This is a genomic window from Brevundimonas sp. (genome assembly GCF_044336875.1).
In the GTDB taxonomy this organism is placed as follows: domain Bacteria; phylum Pseudomonadota; class Alphaproteobacteria; order Caulobacterales; family Caulobacteraceae; genus Brevundimonas.
The window spans coordinates 1-15,107 of sequence record NZ_JBIIOP010000013.1; the positions used below are offsets into that span (position 1 = coordinate 1).

16 protein-coding genes are annotated in these 15,107 nt (G+C 68.6%); 12 read left to right on the forward strand and 4 right to left on the reverse strand.

Annotation, left to right across the window (positions count from 1 at the left end; translation table 11 throughout):
• Window positions 1-7 precede the first annotated feature (7 nt).
• Window positions 8-142, reverse strand: coding sequence for a 50S ribosomal protein L34 (rpmH, locus tag ACIQ1T_RS13910; RefSeq protein WP_003164000.1), 135 nt, complete (start codon window positions 140-142; stop codon window positions 8-10).
• A gap of 126 nt (window positions 143-268) precedes the next feature.
• Between rpmH and ACIQ1T_RS13915 the strand changes: the two genes are divergently transcribed.
• Together ACIQ1T_RS13915 and ACIQ1T_RS13920 are read left to right on the forward strand one after the other, a co-directional pair.
• Window positions 269-1,021, forward strand: a complete 753-nt coding sequence (locus tag ACIQ1T_RS13915) for a TVP38/TMEM64 family protein (RefSeq protein ID WP_395945141.1) — start codon at window positions 269-271, stop codon at window positions 1,019-1,021.
• Window positions 1,018-2,490, forward strand: coding sequence for a sensor histidine kinase (locus ACIQ1T_RS13920; RefSeq protein WP_395945142.1), 1,473 nt, complete (start codon window positions 1,018-1,020; stop codon window positions 2,488-2,490). Before ACIQ1T_RS13915 ends, ACIQ1T_RS13920 begins: the two co-directional genes overlap by 4 nt.
• A 3-nt stretch (window positions 2,491-2,493) precedes the next feature.
• Here ACIQ1T_RS13920 and ACIQ1T_RS13925 read toward each other — a convergent pair whose 3' ends face one another.
• Window positions 2,494-2,757, reverse strand: coding sequence for a hypothetical protein (locus ACIQ1T_RS13925; RefSeq protein WP_395945143.1), 264 nt, complete (start codon window positions 2,755-2,757; stop codon window positions 2,494-2,496).
• A gap of 153 nt (window positions 2,758-2,910) precedes the next feature.
• Between ACIQ1T_RS13925 and ACIQ1T_RS13930 the strand changes: the two genes are divergently transcribed.
• Window positions 2,911-3,432, forward strand: a complete 522-nt coding sequence (locus ACIQ1T_RS13930) for a hypothetical protein (protein WP_395945144.1) — start codon at window positions 2,911-2,913, stop codon at window positions 3,430-3,432.
• 72 nt (window positions 3,433-3,504) lie between these two features.
• Window positions 3,505-3,921, forward strand: a complete 417-nt coding sequence (locus ACIQ1T_RS13935; RefSeq protein WP_395945145.1) for an ester cyclase — start codon at window positions 3,505-3,507, stop codon at window positions 3,919-3,921.
• A gap of 21 nt (window positions 3,922-3,942) precedes the next feature.
• Here the strand turns inward: ACIQ1T_RS13935 and ACIQ1T_RS13940 are convergent, their stop codons facing one another.
• Window positions 3,943-4,992, reverse strand: a complete 1,050-nt coding sequence (locus ACIQ1T_RS13940) for a ribonucleotide-diphosphate reductase subunit beta (RefSeq protein WP_395945146.1) — start codon at window positions 4,990-4,992, stop codon at window positions 3,943-3,945.
• A gap of 249 nt (window positions 4,993-5,241) precedes the next feature.
• Here ACIQ1T_RS13940 and ACIQ1T_RS13945 point away from each other — a divergent pair, with 249 nt between their 5' ends.
• Complete coding sequence (locus ACIQ1T_RS13945) at window positions 5,242-5,907, forward strand: glutathione S-transferase family protein (protein ID WP_395945147.1); 666 nt, start codon at window positions 5,242-5,244, stop codon at window positions 5,905-5,907.
• A gap of 305 nt (window positions 5,908-6,212) precedes the next feature.
• The gene (locus ACIQ1T_RS13950; protein ID WP_395945148.1) at window positions 6,213-8,588 is read left to right on the forward strand and encodes a TonB-dependent receptor plug domain-containing protein; all 2,376 of its coding nucleotides are present in this window, start codon (window positions 6,213-6,215) and stop codon (window positions 8,586-8,588) included.
• 69 nt (window positions 8,589-8,657) lie between these two features.
• Here the strand turns inward: ACIQ1T_RS13950 and ACIQ1T_RS13955 are convergent, their stop codons facing one another.
• The gene (locus ACIQ1T_RS13955; RefSeq protein WP_395945149.1) at window positions 8,658-10,778 is read right to left on the reverse strand and encodes a response regulator; all 2,121 of its coding nucleotides are present in this window, start codon (window positions 10,776-10,778) and stop codon (window positions 8,658-8,660) included.
• A gap of 151 nt (window positions 10,779-10,929) precedes the next feature.
• On the opposite strand from ACIQ1T_RS13955, the gene ACIQ1T_RS13960 reads away from it, so the two are divergent.
• From ACIQ1T_RS13960 to ACIQ1T_RS13985, 6 genes are all read left to right on the forward strand, one after another.
• Window positions 10,930-11,709 (forward strand): hypothetical protein, encoded by a 780-nt coding sequence (locus tag ACIQ1T_RS13960; RefSeq protein WP_395945150.1) that lies wholly within the window; start codon window positions 10,930-10,932, stop codon window positions 11,707-11,709.
• A gap of 31 nt (window positions 11,710-11,740) precedes the next feature.
• Window positions 11,741-12,505: a metallophosphoesterase gene (locus tag ACIQ1T_RS13965; protein WP_395945151.1), complete on the forward strand. Its 765-nt coding sequence runs from the start codon at window positions 11,741-11,743 to the stop codon at window positions 12,503-12,505.
• Between the two features lie 77 nt (window positions 12,506-12,582).
• A complete protein-coding gene (locus tag ACIQ1T_RS13970; RefSeq protein WP_395945152.1) occupies window positions 12,583-13,095 on the forward strand; it encodes a translation initiation factor IF-2 in 513 nt (170 codons plus the stop codon).
• Between the two features lie 85 nt (window positions 13,096-13,180).
• Window positions 13,181-13,762, forward strand: coding sequence for a hypothetical protein (locus ACIQ1T_RS13975; RefSeq protein ID WP_395945153.1), 582 nt, complete (start codon window positions 13,181-13,183; stop codon window positions 13,760-13,762).
• Between the two features lie 40 nt (window positions 13,763-13,802).
• Window positions 13,803-14,435, forward strand: coding sequence for a LysE family translocator (locus ACIQ1T_RS13980; protein ID WP_395945154.1), 633 nt, complete (start codon window positions 13,803-13,805; stop codon window positions 14,433-14,435).
• Between the two features lie 99 nt (window positions 14,436-14,534).
• Window positions 14,535-15,107, forward strand: coding sequence for a CC0125/CC1285 family lipoprotein (locus tag ACIQ1T_RS13985; protein WP_395945155.1), 573 nt, complete (start codon window positions 14,535-14,537; stop codon window positions 15,105-15,107).

The following is a 15,107-nucleotide window of genomic DNA, read 5'->3' on the forward strand; positions in this document are numbered from 1 at the left end:
GAGCCGCTTACGCCGTCAGGCGCTTGCGGCCCTTGGCGCGACGGCGCGCAACAATCTTCTGGCCGTTCTTGGTGGCCATCCGGCTGCGGAAGCCGTGACGGCGCTTGCGCACGAGTCGCGACGGCTGATAGGTCCGCTTCACGGTCGGCTCCTGACGTTAAAAGGTTGGGCGACGGGGCAAGAGGCGTCCGCCGCAGGAAGGGCGGGCGTATAAGTCGCATGTCCGCGCGAGTCAACGCTCGGACGGCAATTCGGGGATCAAGGCCAGATGGCGAAACGAACGGCGAAGGAATGGGGCCTGCGGCTGCTGCCGCTCGCGGCCATCGCCGGCCTGGTGGCCGCCTTCTTCGCCCTGGGCTGGAACCGCTATCTGTCGATGGACCTGATCCGCGAGCACGGACTGAACCTTCAGGCCTATGCGCGCGAACACTGGTGGATCGCCCTGGCCGGTTTCGTCGCCGTCTACGCCCTGGCCACCGCCTCGACCATTCCCGGCCCCGTCTTCCTGACCCTGCTGGGCGGGATGATGTTCGGCCCCTATGTCGGCGCCCTGGCCCAGTCGACCGGCGCCACCATCGGCTCGGTCGTCATCTATATGGTCTATCGCACCTCGATCGGGACCTGGCTGCGCGCCAAGTTCGAGGCCGACGCCGGCTTCATGGACCGTCTGGCCAAGGGGATCGACCGCAACGCCTTCACCACGCTTCTGACCCTTCGCATCATCCCCAGCGTGCCCTTCGTCCTGGTCAACGCCACGGCGGGGATGATGGCGGTGCCCCTGCGGCCCTATGTCATCGCCACCTTCGTCGGCCTGCTGCCGTCCACCTTCATCTACACCTGGATCGGGTCGCAGCTGGGCGATCTGCTGCGGGCGGGGGTGCGGCCGGACCTGCCGCTGCTGCTGCACCAGTTCTTCTGGCCGCTGATGGGGGTGGTCTTCCTGTCCCTGCTGCTGCCCATCGGCATCAAACTGTTCCAGATGATCCGCGCCCGGCGCGGCGTGGGGGCGGCGCCGGCATGAGCGCGCTGTTCGACAAGGCGGCCGCGGCGCTGAAACTGTCGCCCGAGGGGATCGAGACCTGGCGCGAGCGGCTGCAGCCCCGCGCGCCCGACGGGCTGTCGTCGCGGCTGCTGCTGCTGACCGTAGCCTTCACCCTGGCGGTGGAGGGGCTGATCATGGCCCCCAATCTGGCGGCCTTCCACGAACGCTGGCTACGGGATCGGTTGCAGGCCGCCGAACTGGCCTCGGTGGGGGTCGAGGCCCTGCCCTATAGCGCGGTCGAGGACGATACGGCGGCGGAGCTGATGCGGATCGGCGGGGTCCAGGCCGTGGCCCTGACCGAACAGGGGGTGCGGCGGCTGTTGCTGCAGGCCCCCAATCTGCCGCGCGCGCCCGAACTGATCGACCTGCGCCAGAGGAACGACTGGGCCCGCCTGACCGACCCCTGGCGCACCCTGTTCGGCCACCCCGACCGGTCGCTGCGGGTCCAGGCCAAGCCGCGCTATCGGTCCGGCGACTTCATCGAGATCGTCACCCCGGCCCAGCCGCTGAAGCTGGAGCTGAAGGCCTTCCTGCTGAACAGCCTTCTGGTGTCCCTGCTGGTGTCCCTGACGGCCGGGGCGCTGCTCTATGGTGGTCTGGCCCTCCTGGTGCTGCGCCCGCTGCGCCGGGTGACCCGGTCGATGGAGCGGTTCGCCGCCGACCCCGAGAGCGAGGCCGAGGCCCCGTCCGACCGTCACGACGAGATCGGCCGCGTCGAGCGCGAACTGTCGCGGATGCAGGAGGAGGTGCGTCAATCCCTGCGCTCGCGCGCCCGTCTGGTGGCCCTGGGCGAGGCGGTGGCCAAGATCAATCACGACCTGCGCAACATGCTGACCTCGGCCCAGATGGCGTCGGAGCGGCTGGCGACCTCGGCCGACCCCCAGGTGGCCAAGGCCCTGCCCCGGCTGGAGCGGGCGCTGAGCCGCGCCGCCAGCCTGTCGCGCAATGTGCTGGAATACGGCAAGAGCGAGGAGCCGGCGCCGCAGAAGACCCGCGTGGTCCTGACCAGCGCCCTGAGCCTGGCGGCCGAGGACGCGGGGCTGGAGCCGGACGGCGTCAAGCTGGTCAAACAGATCCCGGCCCGGTTCGCGGTCGAGGCCGACCCGGACCAGCTGTATCGCATCTTGGTCAATCTGATGCGCAACGCCCGTCAGGCGATCGAGGCCGACGGCGGACGTCCGCCCGAGCGGCGCGGCAAGGGTGCGATCACGGTCAGCGCCTTCGGCGAGGACGGCCTGTGCGTCGTCCGCATCGCCGATGACGGGCCGGGCATTCCGCCGCGCCTGGCCGAACGGCTGTTCGAACCCTTCGTCAGCTCCAAGAGTTCGGACGGCACCGGCCTGGGCCTGACCATCTCGCGCGAGCTGGCGGCCCTGCACGGCGGTGACCTGCGGCTGGTCCCCGGCGAAGGGACGGGCGCGGTGTTCGAACTGCGCCTGCCCGCCTAGGGCCTATTCCAGCCCGTCGTCCGAGACGACGAACGGTCGGTTCTCGGCCTTGGCCTGGGCGGCGAGTTCGTCCTGGACCAGATGCCAGCGCCGCAGCCGTTCATAATCGATGGCGTGTTCGGGCGAGGCGTCCAGCCAGTGGCGGAAATCCTCGATCTGCAGCTTGGCGTTGGGTGCGGCCGTATCGGGCAGGGCCGGGACGTTCGGCAACTGGCGCGCGACCTCGGCGGGGATGGGGAAGTCGCCGGACGTGGTGGTGAGGATCATGGCGTCTGCTCGGTGGCGGGGGCGTCGGAGAGGTCCAGACCATGCCGCGAAGCCAGGCCGCGCGCCACCTTTTCGTTGATGCGGCGTTATTGCGGTCCGGACCGCGACATGGCCAAGGTTCGGCAGGACAGGTCTTGACCCGAGGAGAGCCGCATGGACAGCCGTGTTTCGCTGGCCGCCGTACTGCTGGTTGCGAGCGCCGTTGCGACCCAGGCATTCGCCCAGACGGGGGGACAGACGGCGGGACAGACGGGGGGCCAGGCCGCGCCCTATGCTGCGCCGGACCCCTATCGTGACCAGAGGGCGTTGCCCGATCCCGATGATCCGGCGGCGCGCGAGGCGTTGGAGCGGGCGCGCGGCGAGGCCTATCACCGGGCCGACGACGCGAAACAGACCGAGGACGAGCTGCGGACAACCCGGGCGCTGAACGCCGAGATCGCGGCCCAGAACGGCCTGGCCGATCAGGCCGATGCGGCGGCGCGGCTGGAGCACGACGCGGCCCTGGCCCGCTATCAGATCGAGGTGCGCCAGGGCGAGGAAAGGGCGCGGGCGGACGCCGAGGCGACCCGCGCGGCCCAGGATCAGTACGACCGCGACTACGCCGCCTGGCGCGAGCGGGTGCGGCTCTGCCAGTCGGGGGTGCGGACGGCCTGCGCGCCTCCCGCACCGCGATAAGCCGACGTCGAGCTGAAACCTTCGATGGATCGGACGGTTGTCTCTGGCGAACCCCAGCGCAAGAGAGACACAATGGCCGAAACCACAGCCAATATCGACGCGACCAAACGCTTCGGCGAGATCGTCAACACCGGCGCCCTTGACGCCTTTCACGAGGTGGTCGCCGAAGGCTGCGTCGATAATGACCCCGCACCGGGTCAGGGCGCGGGGCCGGAAGGCTTCAAGGCCTTCTTCACCGAGATGCGGCAGGCCTTCCCGGACCTGAAGGTGGAACCCAAGACCCTGGTCAGCGAGGGCGACCAGGTCGCCTTCGCCTATACGCTGACGGGCACCCATAAGGGCGACTTCCAGGGCGTGGCCCCGACCGGCAGGGCCGTCGAGATTCGCGGCCTGCAGATCGGCCGGTTCGAGGACGGCAAGATGGTCGAACGCTGGGGTAGCTCCGACGAGCTTGGCATCCTCAAACAGATCGGCGCCGCACCGCTTTAGAACGGCGCCCCTGGTCGCGGCTCAGCCCGCGACCAGGCTCATGTCGCGGCGGGCCATCATCCGGTCGAACTCGGTCCAGACGCCGTCGGCGCCGTGCCAGTTCCCCTGCGTCGCCGCCTTGGAATATTCGGTGGCGCGGGCCTCGAAGAAGTTGGCGTGTTCGACGCCCGACAGCAGCGACTGCAGCCAGGGCAGGGGGTTCTCGGTCACGCCATAGACTTCCGGCAGCTTCAGCTGGCGCAGGCGCCAGTCGGCGATGAAGCGGATGTATTGCTTGATGTCCTCGGGCGTCATGCCCTGGACCGAGCCCATTTCGAAGGCCAGGTCGATGAACTTGTCTTCCATGTTCACCACGGTCTTGCAGCAGTCGACGATGTCGTCGGCCACGGTCTTGGTGACGGCGCCCGTCTCCTTGTTGAAGGCGTGGTACAGCTTGATGATGCCCTCGCAGTGCAGGCTCTCGTCGCGCACCGACCAGGACACGATCTGGCCCATGCCCTTCATCTTGTTCTGGCGCGGGAAGTTCATCAGCATCGCGAACGAGGCGAACAGCTGCACCCCTTCCGAGAAGCCGCCGAACATGGCCAGGGTCCGGCAGATGTCGGCGTCGGAATCCACGCCGAACTGGCCCATGTAGTCATGCTTGTCGCGCATGGCCTCGTATTCCATGAAGGCGCCGAACTCGCTCTCGGGCATGCCGATGGTCTCGAGCAGCAGGGCGTAGGCCGCGATATGGATGGTCTCCATATTGCCGAAGGCGGCCAGCATCATCTTCACCTCGGTCGGTTTGAACACCCGGCCGTAGCGCTCCATGTAGTTGTCCTGAACCTCGATGTCCGCCTGGGTGAAGAAGCGGAAGATCTGGGTCAGCAGATTGCGTTCGCCGTCGTTCAGGGTCGAGGCCCAGTCCTTGACGTCCTCGCCCAGCGGCACCTCTTCCGGCATCCAGTGGACCTGCTGCTGCTTCTTCCACATGTCGAAGGCCCACGGATACCGGAACGGCTTGTAGGCGGCGGACGGGGTCAGAAGACCTGCGCGCTCGGGGAGGATGATCGGGGTGATGGCGTTCATCGAACTGGACCTGAGAGAGCGATTCCGGAGAGGGGTTCACCATGCGACTCGGCGGTCCCGGCGCCAAGTCGTAATTCACCTATATGGTGATCACATTTTGTCCTACCCGCTAGATGTTGTGGTTCTGCCTCAGGAAATTGGGGACGGGTCTGGGGATGGACCCATCTTGCCGGCTTGGCCGGAGACCGGCAGCGATTCAGACGCGGGCGCGTTGGCCCTGGGCAGGAGACGACATTCGAGGAGCGTGGAATGAGCTTCACCGTCTATGGCGCGGCGGGGTCGGGATCGGTTCCGGTCGAGGCGACCCTGACCCTGTTGGGCCTGGCCTTCACCGTGGTCGAGGCCCCGACCTGGGAGGGAGACGCCGAGCGGGACAAGGTGGCGCCGGTCAATCCGATGCGGCAGCTGCCGGCCCTGGTCACGCCGGAGGGCGAGGTGCTTACCGAGAGCGCCGCCATACTGATCTGGCTGGCGGACCGTCACCATCCCGCGCGACGGGCCGAGGCCGGCCTGGCGCCGGCGCCCGACGACGCCTGGCGCGGCCAGTTCCTGCGCTGGATGTGTTTCGTGCCGGCGGCCATCTATTCGATGTACTGGGTGCGGGACGCGCCGTCGCGACTGGCGGGCGAGGACGCCGGGGACCAGGCGCGTCTGCTGAAACGGACCGAGGACCGGATCCTGGAGTGCTGGGCGACGATGGACGGACAGGTCGAGCCGGGCCGCTTCCTGCTGGGCGACACCCTGACGGTGCTGGACCTGTATGTGGCGGTCGTCAGCCGCTGGGGGCCGAGGCGCGGTCGTTTCTATCGCGCCGCGCCGAAGATGGCCGAGGTGGTGAAACGGGTCGACGCCCTGCCGGCCCTGCAGGACTTCTGGGCCGAACGCTACCCGTTCGAGACGGGATGGGAGGGGTGAGCATTCGCTCATTCGATAGAATTTCTCTCCACTCGCGACAGCAAACTTGACCCTGGCGATGGATTGACCCGCCGCATCTCCGCCCTGATATGGCCATGACCGCGAGGCGATCCCCCCCTGACCGCGCGGTCGGAGACGACGATGCCCATAGTCCTGCCATATTCGACCCTTTCGCAGGTCGACGGACGATGTAGCGGCTGAGGCCGCTCTCCAGGCCCCCCGTCAGATCCATCCCCATGCCGGACGCCCAGCGCGCCGGCCCGCGCGCTTGTTCGCGCCAAGAACAAACATCAGGAAATCTCTCAATGCGCTCCTCCCTGCGGACGGCTTCGCCCGTCCTTCTCGCCACCGTCTCCGCTGTCGCCCTGCTGGGCGCCGCACCAGCCTTCGCCCAGGACGTCCCGTCGGTCGACGAGGCCACGACGGTGGACGAAATCGTCGTCACCGGCACTCGCGTCGCCAATCGCTCGCGCCTGGACACCCTGGCGCCCGTCGACGTGATCACCGCCCAGAACCTGCAGAACCGGGGCACGACCGAGTTCGCCGCCGCCCTGGCCCAGACCGTGCCGTCCCTGACCTTCCCGCGTCCGTCGGCCAATGACGGCAGCGACTCGATCCGGCCGGCGACCCTGCGCGGTCTGTCGCCCGACCAGACCCTGGTGCTGGTCAACGGCACGCGCCGCCACGCCTCGGCCCTGGTCAACACCAACGGCGTCGTCGGGCGCGGCTCGGCCGCCGTCGATCTGAACACCATCCCGACCGTGGCCCTGGACCGGGTCGAGGTGCTGCGCGACGGGGCCTCGGCCCAGTACGGCTCGGACGCCATCGCCGGGGTAGTGAACCTGCGGCTGAAGGAGGCCTCCAGCGGCGGCGGCGCCAATGTCACCTACGGCCAGTATCTGACCACGGTGGAGACGGCGCGCGGCGAGCGTGACGAACAGGACGGCGGCACGGTGACGGCCTCGGCCTGGCAGGGCTTTTCTCTGGGCGACGACGGCTTCCTGACCCTGTCGGCCGAATATCTGAACCGGGAATCGACCAACCGGTCCGACTATGATCCCCGCGCCGCCGCCAATGGCGCGATCACCGCCCGTTTCGGCGATCCTGACGTCGAACAGTGGACGGTCTTCGCCAACGCCGGCAAGGGGCTGGGGAACGGCTGGGAAGCCTATGGCTGGGCCGGCTATCAGGACCGCGACAGCGAAGGCGCGGCCTTCCCGCGCCTGTCGGACAACATCAACAACGTCACGGCCGTCTATCCGAACGGCTTCCTGCCCAAGGTCGCCGTCAATTCGCAGGACGCGTCCCTGGCCGGCGGCCTGCGCGGCGAGATCGCCGGATGGGACGCCGACTTCAGCCTGGTCTACGGCCGCAACGCCCTGGACTTCCGGACCGAGGACACGCTGAACTCGACCTACGGGGCGGCCTCGCCGACCAGTTTCGATTCCGGCAGCCTGATCTACGACCAACTGGTGCTGGGCGCCGACTTCAGCCGCCAGTTCGAGGCCGGTCTGGCCGGTGGTCCGCTGAATCTGGCCTGGGGCCTGGAGCAACGCTGGGAGAACTACCAGATCGAGGCGGGACAGCCGGAAAGCTACAATCGCGGGCCGCTGGGGGCGAACACCGCCCTGACCGGCGGGGCCCAGGGTTTCCCCGGCTTCCAGCCCTCGAACGAGGTGGACGTCGATCGCGACAATTTCGCCGCCTATGCCGATATCGAACTGCCGATCACCGACAAGCTGACGGTGGCCGGGGCGGTGCGGTTCGAGGACTATTCCGACTTCGGCGACACCCAGACCGGCAAGCTGTCGGCCCGCTATGACTTCACGCCCAATTTCGCCCTGCGCGGCTCGGTCTCGACCGGCTTCCGGGCGCCGTCGCTGCAGCAGTCCTATTTCACCTCGACCTCGTCGGTGATCCAGGACGGCGCCGTGGTGGAGACCGGCACCTTCCCGTCGGTCAGCCCGGTCGGGACGGCCCTGGGCGGACGGCCGCTGAAGCCCGAGACCTCGACCAACTATTCGCTGGGGGCCGTGGTGCGGCTGGGCGGCTTCGACCTGACCGTCGACGCCTACAAGATCGACATCGACGACCAGATCGTCCTGTCGGAGCTGATCCGCGACCCCGCCCTGCTGACGCCGCTGGGCGTGCAGGCGGCGCGCTTCTTCCTGAACGGGGTCTCGACCTCGACGGAAGGGGTGGATGTCGTGGGCCGCTATCGTCTGCCGACCGAGACCGTGGGGGACTTCGACTTCACCGTGGCCGCCAACTTCAACGACGTGTCGCTGGACACCGGCCTGTCGAACACCCTGTTCGGCCGCCAGCGCATCCTGACCGTCGAACAGGGGACGCCGGACACCAAGGTCTCGGCCGCCGCCGACTGGCGTCTGCAGAAGTGGGGCGCGACGCTGCGGGCCACCTATTACGGCGACGTGCTGCAGCCGGGCTCGACGCCGGCGAATGATTACAGCACCGGCGACAAGACGGTGGTCGATCTGGAGGGCCGCTATCAGCTGACCGATCGGGTCGGCCTGGCCCTGGGGGTGGACAATCTGTTCGACGAATATCCCGACGCGACGCCAGCGACGCTGAACTCGAACGGGGTGCTGGGCTATCCCTATAATTCGCCCTTCGGCTTCAACGGGCGGTTCGCCTACGCCCGGGTCAACCTGACCTGGTGATCGGTCGGGACTGAGGGAGACAAGGGCCGCGGGGCTTGCGCCGCGGCCCCTTTTTCAGGCGGCCCTTTTTCAGGCGGCTTGGGCTTCGTCCGCGCGGTCGGCGGCGGCGTCGAGGGCGGCGTTGATGGCGTCGTAAAGCCGGGCCTGGGTGACCGGTTTGGCCAGGTGGGCGTCCATGCCGGCGGCGATGCAGCGCGCGGCGTCCTCGGGCATGGCCTCGGCGGTGACGGCCAGTATGGCGGTCTCGGCGGCCGGGCCGTCCATGGCGCGGATGGCGCGGGTGGCGGCGACGCCGTCCATCACCGGCATGCGCACGTCCATCAGCACCAGATCGAAGTTGGCCGAGGCCACCGCGTTCACGGCCTCCTGGCCGTCGCAGGCCTCGACGGTCTCGCAGTCGGCGGCCTGGAGCATGATGCGCAGAAGGTCGCGATTGGACGGATGGTCGTCGACGATCAGAACCCGCATCCGACGTTCCTCCAGCGGCGCCGACCGGCTCGCCCCGGCGATCTCGACCGGCTCGGCGGGGATGTCGACGGTGAAGGTCGTGCCCTTCCACGGGGCGCTTTCCACGGCGACGGCGCCGCCCAGGCGGTCGATGTGGCTCTTGGCCAGGGCCAGGCCCACCCCGGCGCCCTCATGGACGCGGCTGGTGGTGGCGTCGGCCTGTTCGAACAGGCTGAATATGCCGGCCAGGACGTCTTCGGTCATGCCGCAACCGGTGTCGCTGATGGTGAAGCGAAGCCGCTCTCCGATCCGGTCCGCCTCGATCCGCACGCCGCCCTTGCCGGTGAATTTCACGGCGTTGGCGCCGAGGTGATGCAGGATCTGGCGCAGGCGGCGGCCGTCGGTCAGGACCTGGCCCTCGGCGGCGGGCGTCACGGTCACGGCGAAGTCCAGTCCGCGGACGGTCGCCCATTCGCGGGCGGGGCCCACGGCCTCCTCGATCAGGGCCCGGACATCGACGGGCTTCAACGCCACCTCGTCTCCGCCGCGCGAGACCTCCAGCAGGTCCTCGATCAGGCGCAGCATCGCCTCGCCGCACTGGTGCACGGCCTCGACCTGGCGCAGGCCCTCGACGTCCAGACCCGGACGGCGCGACAGCAGGTCGGCGTAGCCGGTGATGCCGGTCAGCGGGGTGCGCATCTCGTGGCTCATCAGGGCCAGGAAGCGGGACTTGGCGGCGTCGGCCTTTTCGGCGCGGGCCTGGGCGGCGAGGGCGGATTCGGTCCGGGCGCGCAGGCGGGCGACCAGGCGGCGACGCTCGGTCGACATGGTGGTGATCGGCAGGGCCGTGCCCACCACCGCCAGCAGGAACAGGTGGAAGACGTTCATCTGGCGCATCACCGTGGGGATGGCGTCCAGGGCCGTGTCGGGCCTCAGCACGGTCAGGGTCACGGGGCCGTGGCCGGTGACGGTGGCGGCTCCGCCGATCAGGGCGATCAGGATGACGGCCCCGGCGGTCCAGGGCGGCGACAGGCGGAAGGCCAGCAGGATCAGGGGCGGGAAGACGATGAACAATATGGGCGCCAGGGTCTGGCCGAAGGCCCAGGCGGAGGCGACGACCAGCAGACCGACCAGGGCGGCGAACTCGCCGCGCGAGGCGTGGGCGTCGTCGCGGAAACGGTGGTTGCGCGCGAGCAGCAGCAGGGTCGGCGTGACGATCATCATCGCCAGCAGTTCCATGTCGAACAGGTGGTGCATGCGGAAGCTCAGCGTGCCCGGGGGCATGCGGCCCGCCAGTATGGCGATCAGGCCGGCCAGGGCCGTGCTGACGGCGACGGCGGGGACCACGGCGCCGACGGCGAAGCGGAACAGCCGGCCCGGGCGGCGCATGTCCAGGGCGGCGCCGCACAGGCGGCGCGCCAGGACGACGGCGACGGCGACCTGCAGCAGGTTCAGCGCGACATTGGTGACGGCGAAGACGCCGGGGTCGCCGCGGATGATGTTGCTGACCAGATTGATGGCGACGCAGGCGGCCAGGACGCCCATCGCCTTGTGTCGATGCAGTTGCAGCAGGGCGGCCAGAAGTATGGCGTTGGCGGGCCACATGATGGTGGCGTGCAGCACCGAGACGCTCCACTGGCCGAAGATCTGGGCGGCGACGAAGAGCAGCACATAGGCCCAGGCCGGCGGACCCGCCGCCTGACCCGCGTCATGGCGGAAAAACCGCCAGCGCCCACGTCCCAAAGTCTTTCTGACTTTCCCCATGGCCGCAGGGTGGAGCCCAGGTCTTAAGAATCCCGTTCTGTGACAACTAGGTAGAATTCCGGAGACCTCCGTCTGAGGAACCCTCGCCGGGGCGCGTCGTTTTCCTGCCCTCGCCATGGAGGGCGAACCCATGTCCGACGTCATCGCCGAACCGACCTTCGAGCCCCCGCCCGACGCCCTGGCCTTCTACGAGGAGAGCCTGCGACTGCTGAAGGAGAGCGGCATCCCCTTCCTGCTGTCGGGCACCTATGCGGTCACGGCCTATACGGGCATCCGTCGTCCGACCAAGGATCTGGACGTCTTCTGCAAGCCCGGCGACTACCCCCGGATCCTGGCCTTCTTCCAGGCGCGCGGCTACCGGACCGACGTCGAGGACGAGCGCTGGATCGCCAAGGTCTGGAAGGACGAGAAACACTTCTTCGACGTCATCTTCGCCATGTCCAACGGCACCATCGCCGTGTCCGACAGCTGGTTCAGCGAGGATGCGATCACCGTCTACGGCCATGAGGTGAAGATCACCCCGCCCACGGCCCTGATCCTGTCCAAGGTCTTCATCCAGGACCGTTATCGCTACGACGGGGCCGACGTGAACCACGTCATCCTGAAACAGTCGGACGCCATCGACTGGAAGAGCCTGCTGGACCAGATGGACCTCTACTGGGAGGTGCTGGCCAGCCATCTGCTCAACTTCCGCTTCGCCTATCCGACCGAGCGCGATCGGGTGCCGCGCTGGCTGATGGAGGAGCTGACCCAGAGGCTGACGGCCCAGATCGACCTGCCCGCGCCGCGCGTGAAAGTGTGTCGCGGCCGGCTGTTCAGCCCGCGCGACTATGTCGCCGACGTCGCCGAATGGGGCTTCGGCGACGTGGTCGGCAAGGGGCTGGAAGAGCGCCACGACCCGGTTCACTGAACGCCCGGCTCGCTGACCAAAGGAACATCCCATGGCCGATGACCCCCAGACTCCCCAGCCCGGTCTCGACGCCGGCCCCGCCCGGAAGATGCGCGTCGCCGCCGTCGGCGACCTGCATGTCGGCGAGACGTCCCAGCGGCCCTACGCCGAACTGTTCGAACGGGTGTCCGACGACGCCGACGTCCTGTGCCTGTGCGGCGACCTGACCAACTACGGCAAGACGCCCGAGGTCGAGCGGCTGCTCGAGGATCTGCGTCTGTGCAAGATTCCGATGGTCGGGGTGCTGGGCAATCACGAGCACGAATGCGGCCAGCCCGAACACGTCACCCAGATGCTGTGCGACGCCGGGGTGCAGATGCTGACGGGCCAGGCCTATGAGATCGACGGGGTCGGCTTCGCCGGCGGCAAGGGCTTCGTCGGCGGTTTCGGCCGCTATATGCTCAGCTCGTTCGGCGAGGACTCGATCAAGCGGTTCGTGCAGGAGGCGGTGGAGGACGCCAACGCCATCGAGAACTCGATCCGGATGCTGCGCACCGAAAGGTCGGTCGTGCTGCTGCACTATGCGCCGGTGGTCGAGACGGTGATGGGCGAACCGCCCGAGATCCACGCCTTCCTGGGCTCGTCGCGTCTCGCCGAGACCATCGACCGCTACGACAATGTCAGCCTGGTCGTGCACGGCCACGCCCATCGCGGCGGCGCGGAGGGGCGGACCAACAGGGGCGTGCCCGTCTACAATGTCGCCCTGCCGGTTCTGCGGACCCTGGGCGACACGCCCTATCGGGTTTTCGAGGTCTGAGGGAACACGGCGGACCGGTTTCGCGTTACAACCCGCTTGTGCGGCGCCATGGCCGCCCTGTCCGGAGTATCTCCCCGATGCGTCTTCTGTCTTCCGCCGCGGCCGCCGCCGTTCTCGCCTTCGCCGCCCCCGCCCTGGCCCAGGAAACCGTCCCGCCGGCCCCGCCGGCCCAGGCGCCCGCCGCCGCCCCGGCCGAGGCCCCGAAGAGCCCGGAAGAGGCCGCTCTGGAAGCCAAGGGTCAGGCCTTCGAGGCCCAGATCGAACAGATGAGCGCCGAGTTGCAGGCCGTCGTCGAGGACGACAGCAAGGACGCGGCCGCCAAGACCGCCGAGACCAACACCGTCATCGACCGCTATGCGCCGGCCATGACCACCTTCGGCGGCGAGGTCGAAGCCTTCCTGAAGGCCGAGTCCGAAAAGCCCGAGAACGCAGAGAAGAAGGACCAGATGCTCGCCGCTGCGACTACCGTGGGCGAGCGGATCCGCAGCATGCCCGACCAGATTCGCGCCGGCGTTCAGCAGGCCATCGCCGCCCAGGCCGCCGCCCCGGCGGCCGCAGCGCCGGCCGAGGCTCCGGCGACGCCGCAGTAGGGCCGCCCGCGCCTTACCGCGATTTCACTTGAGACGGGGCGGCGTTGGGCGGAGTTTGCACGGGTCATCAACGGGGACTGTTCCCATGATCCGCGCGCTCAGCCTCACCGCCGCCCTGGCGCTTCTGCCCCTGTCCTCCGCGCTCGCCCAGGACGCGGCGCCCGGCCCGCATTCCGCCGAGGCCAGGCTGGAGGCCGCCTCGCAATCCTTCGAGGCGCGGATGGAGACCTTCGGGTCGCGCGCCGAAGCCATTTCCGCGGACGAGAGCCTGAGCGAGAGCGAACGCGGTCGCCGCGTCGCCGCCCTCTGGTCCGAATATGCGCCGGATGTGGCCGCCTTCACCGCCGAGGCCGCCAGACAGGCTTCCGAGATCGCCGCCGCCGCGCTGAAGGACATCGATATCGACGCCCTGGTCGCCGACGCCCTGAACGACCCCGAGGTCCAGCGGGCGATGGAGGAGGGCATGCAGCAGGGCATAGCCGCCGGAACCGGCATCGCCCGCAACAGCGCCTGGACCAATCCCGACCCTGAACAGCTCGAAACCTACGGCCTGATCGCCCAGTACGCCCTCGACCAGGCCGAGCAAGCGGTCGCCCAGGACGAGCAGGCGCCGGAACCGCCGGAAGCCCCCGAACCGCCCGAGGCCCCGGAACGCCCGACCGCTTGATGGCTTGACCGTCGGGCGGATCGCAGCGACACGACGCCGCATGACCGCCCTGCCTGTCGATCCGCACCTCTACACCACCTTCCTGGGCGTGATGGCGGTCATGGCGATCACGCCCGGACCCGCGAACCTGTTCGCGGTCGCCACGGGTGTCGAGAAAGGCCGCGCCTCGGCCCTGATCGGGGTCGTCGGCATGAACTGCGCCACCCTGGTCTGGTTCGGCGCCGCCGCCCTGGGCCTGGGCGCCCTGGTCAAGGCCTTCCCCCAGGCCTTCAAGATCATCGCCGTCCTGGGCGCCCTCTATGTCGCCTGGCTGGGCTTCAAGGCCTTGCGCGGGGCCTTCAGCACCGCCGCCGATCCGGAAAAGGTCGTGGTGCGCAAGGGCCGCAGCGCCTTCGTCGACGGCTTTGCGGTCCAGATCGCCAACCCCAAGGCCATATTGTTCTTCACCGCCGTCCTGCCGCCCTTCGTCGATGTGAACCGGCCGGTCGCGTCGCAGATGGCCCTGTTCGCCGTCGCCGCCATCGGCATGGATATGATGTCGATGAGCGCCTACGCCCTGTCCGGCGCAGCCCTGTCGCGCCGGATGCAGCAGTCCCGGTTCCGGCGCGGTTTCGGGGTCTTCGTCGGCATCCTGTTGATGGCCGCCGCCGTATTGATTGTATCGAGGCTCTAGACGCGGCTCAGCTTCTTCCTAGATTGGCAGGGAACGTGGCCGTTCATGCGCCGTTCAGCCGCCAGCGCGCCCCCATGGGGCGATCAAGGAGTTGATTTCATGAAAGCCCTCCCACTCAAGGCCCTGGCGATGACCATGGTCGCGGGACTGGCCCTGGCCGCCTGCGCCACCGCCACCCCCTATCAGCCCGCCGGCCTGAACGGCCAGCGCGGCGGCTATGCCGAACAGCGGGTCGAGGACAATCGTTACCGCGTCAGCTTTTCCGGCAATTCGGTGACCTCGCGCGAACAGGTCGAGATGGGCCTGTTGCTGCGTTCGGCCGAACTGACGGTAGAGAGCGGCTACGACTGGTTCGCCACGGTCAACCGGGCCACCGACCGCGACACCCGCTACGTCGGCTCGCCGGATCCGTTCGGTCCGCGCTATGGTTTCTACAGCCCCTACTGGGGTCCGTCGTGGCGCTATTATCGCGGCGGCTTCTGGAGCCCGTGGGATCGCTGGGGCAGCCCCTGGGGCGCGGACGATTTCGACGTGCGCCAGATCGACCGGTTCGAAGCCACGTCCGAGATCATCCTGGGACGCGGCCCCAAGCCGGCCAACGACCCCAACGCCTTCGACGCCCGCGAAGTGGTCCAAAACCTCGGCGCGCGCGTGACGCGGCCGGCGGCCTGA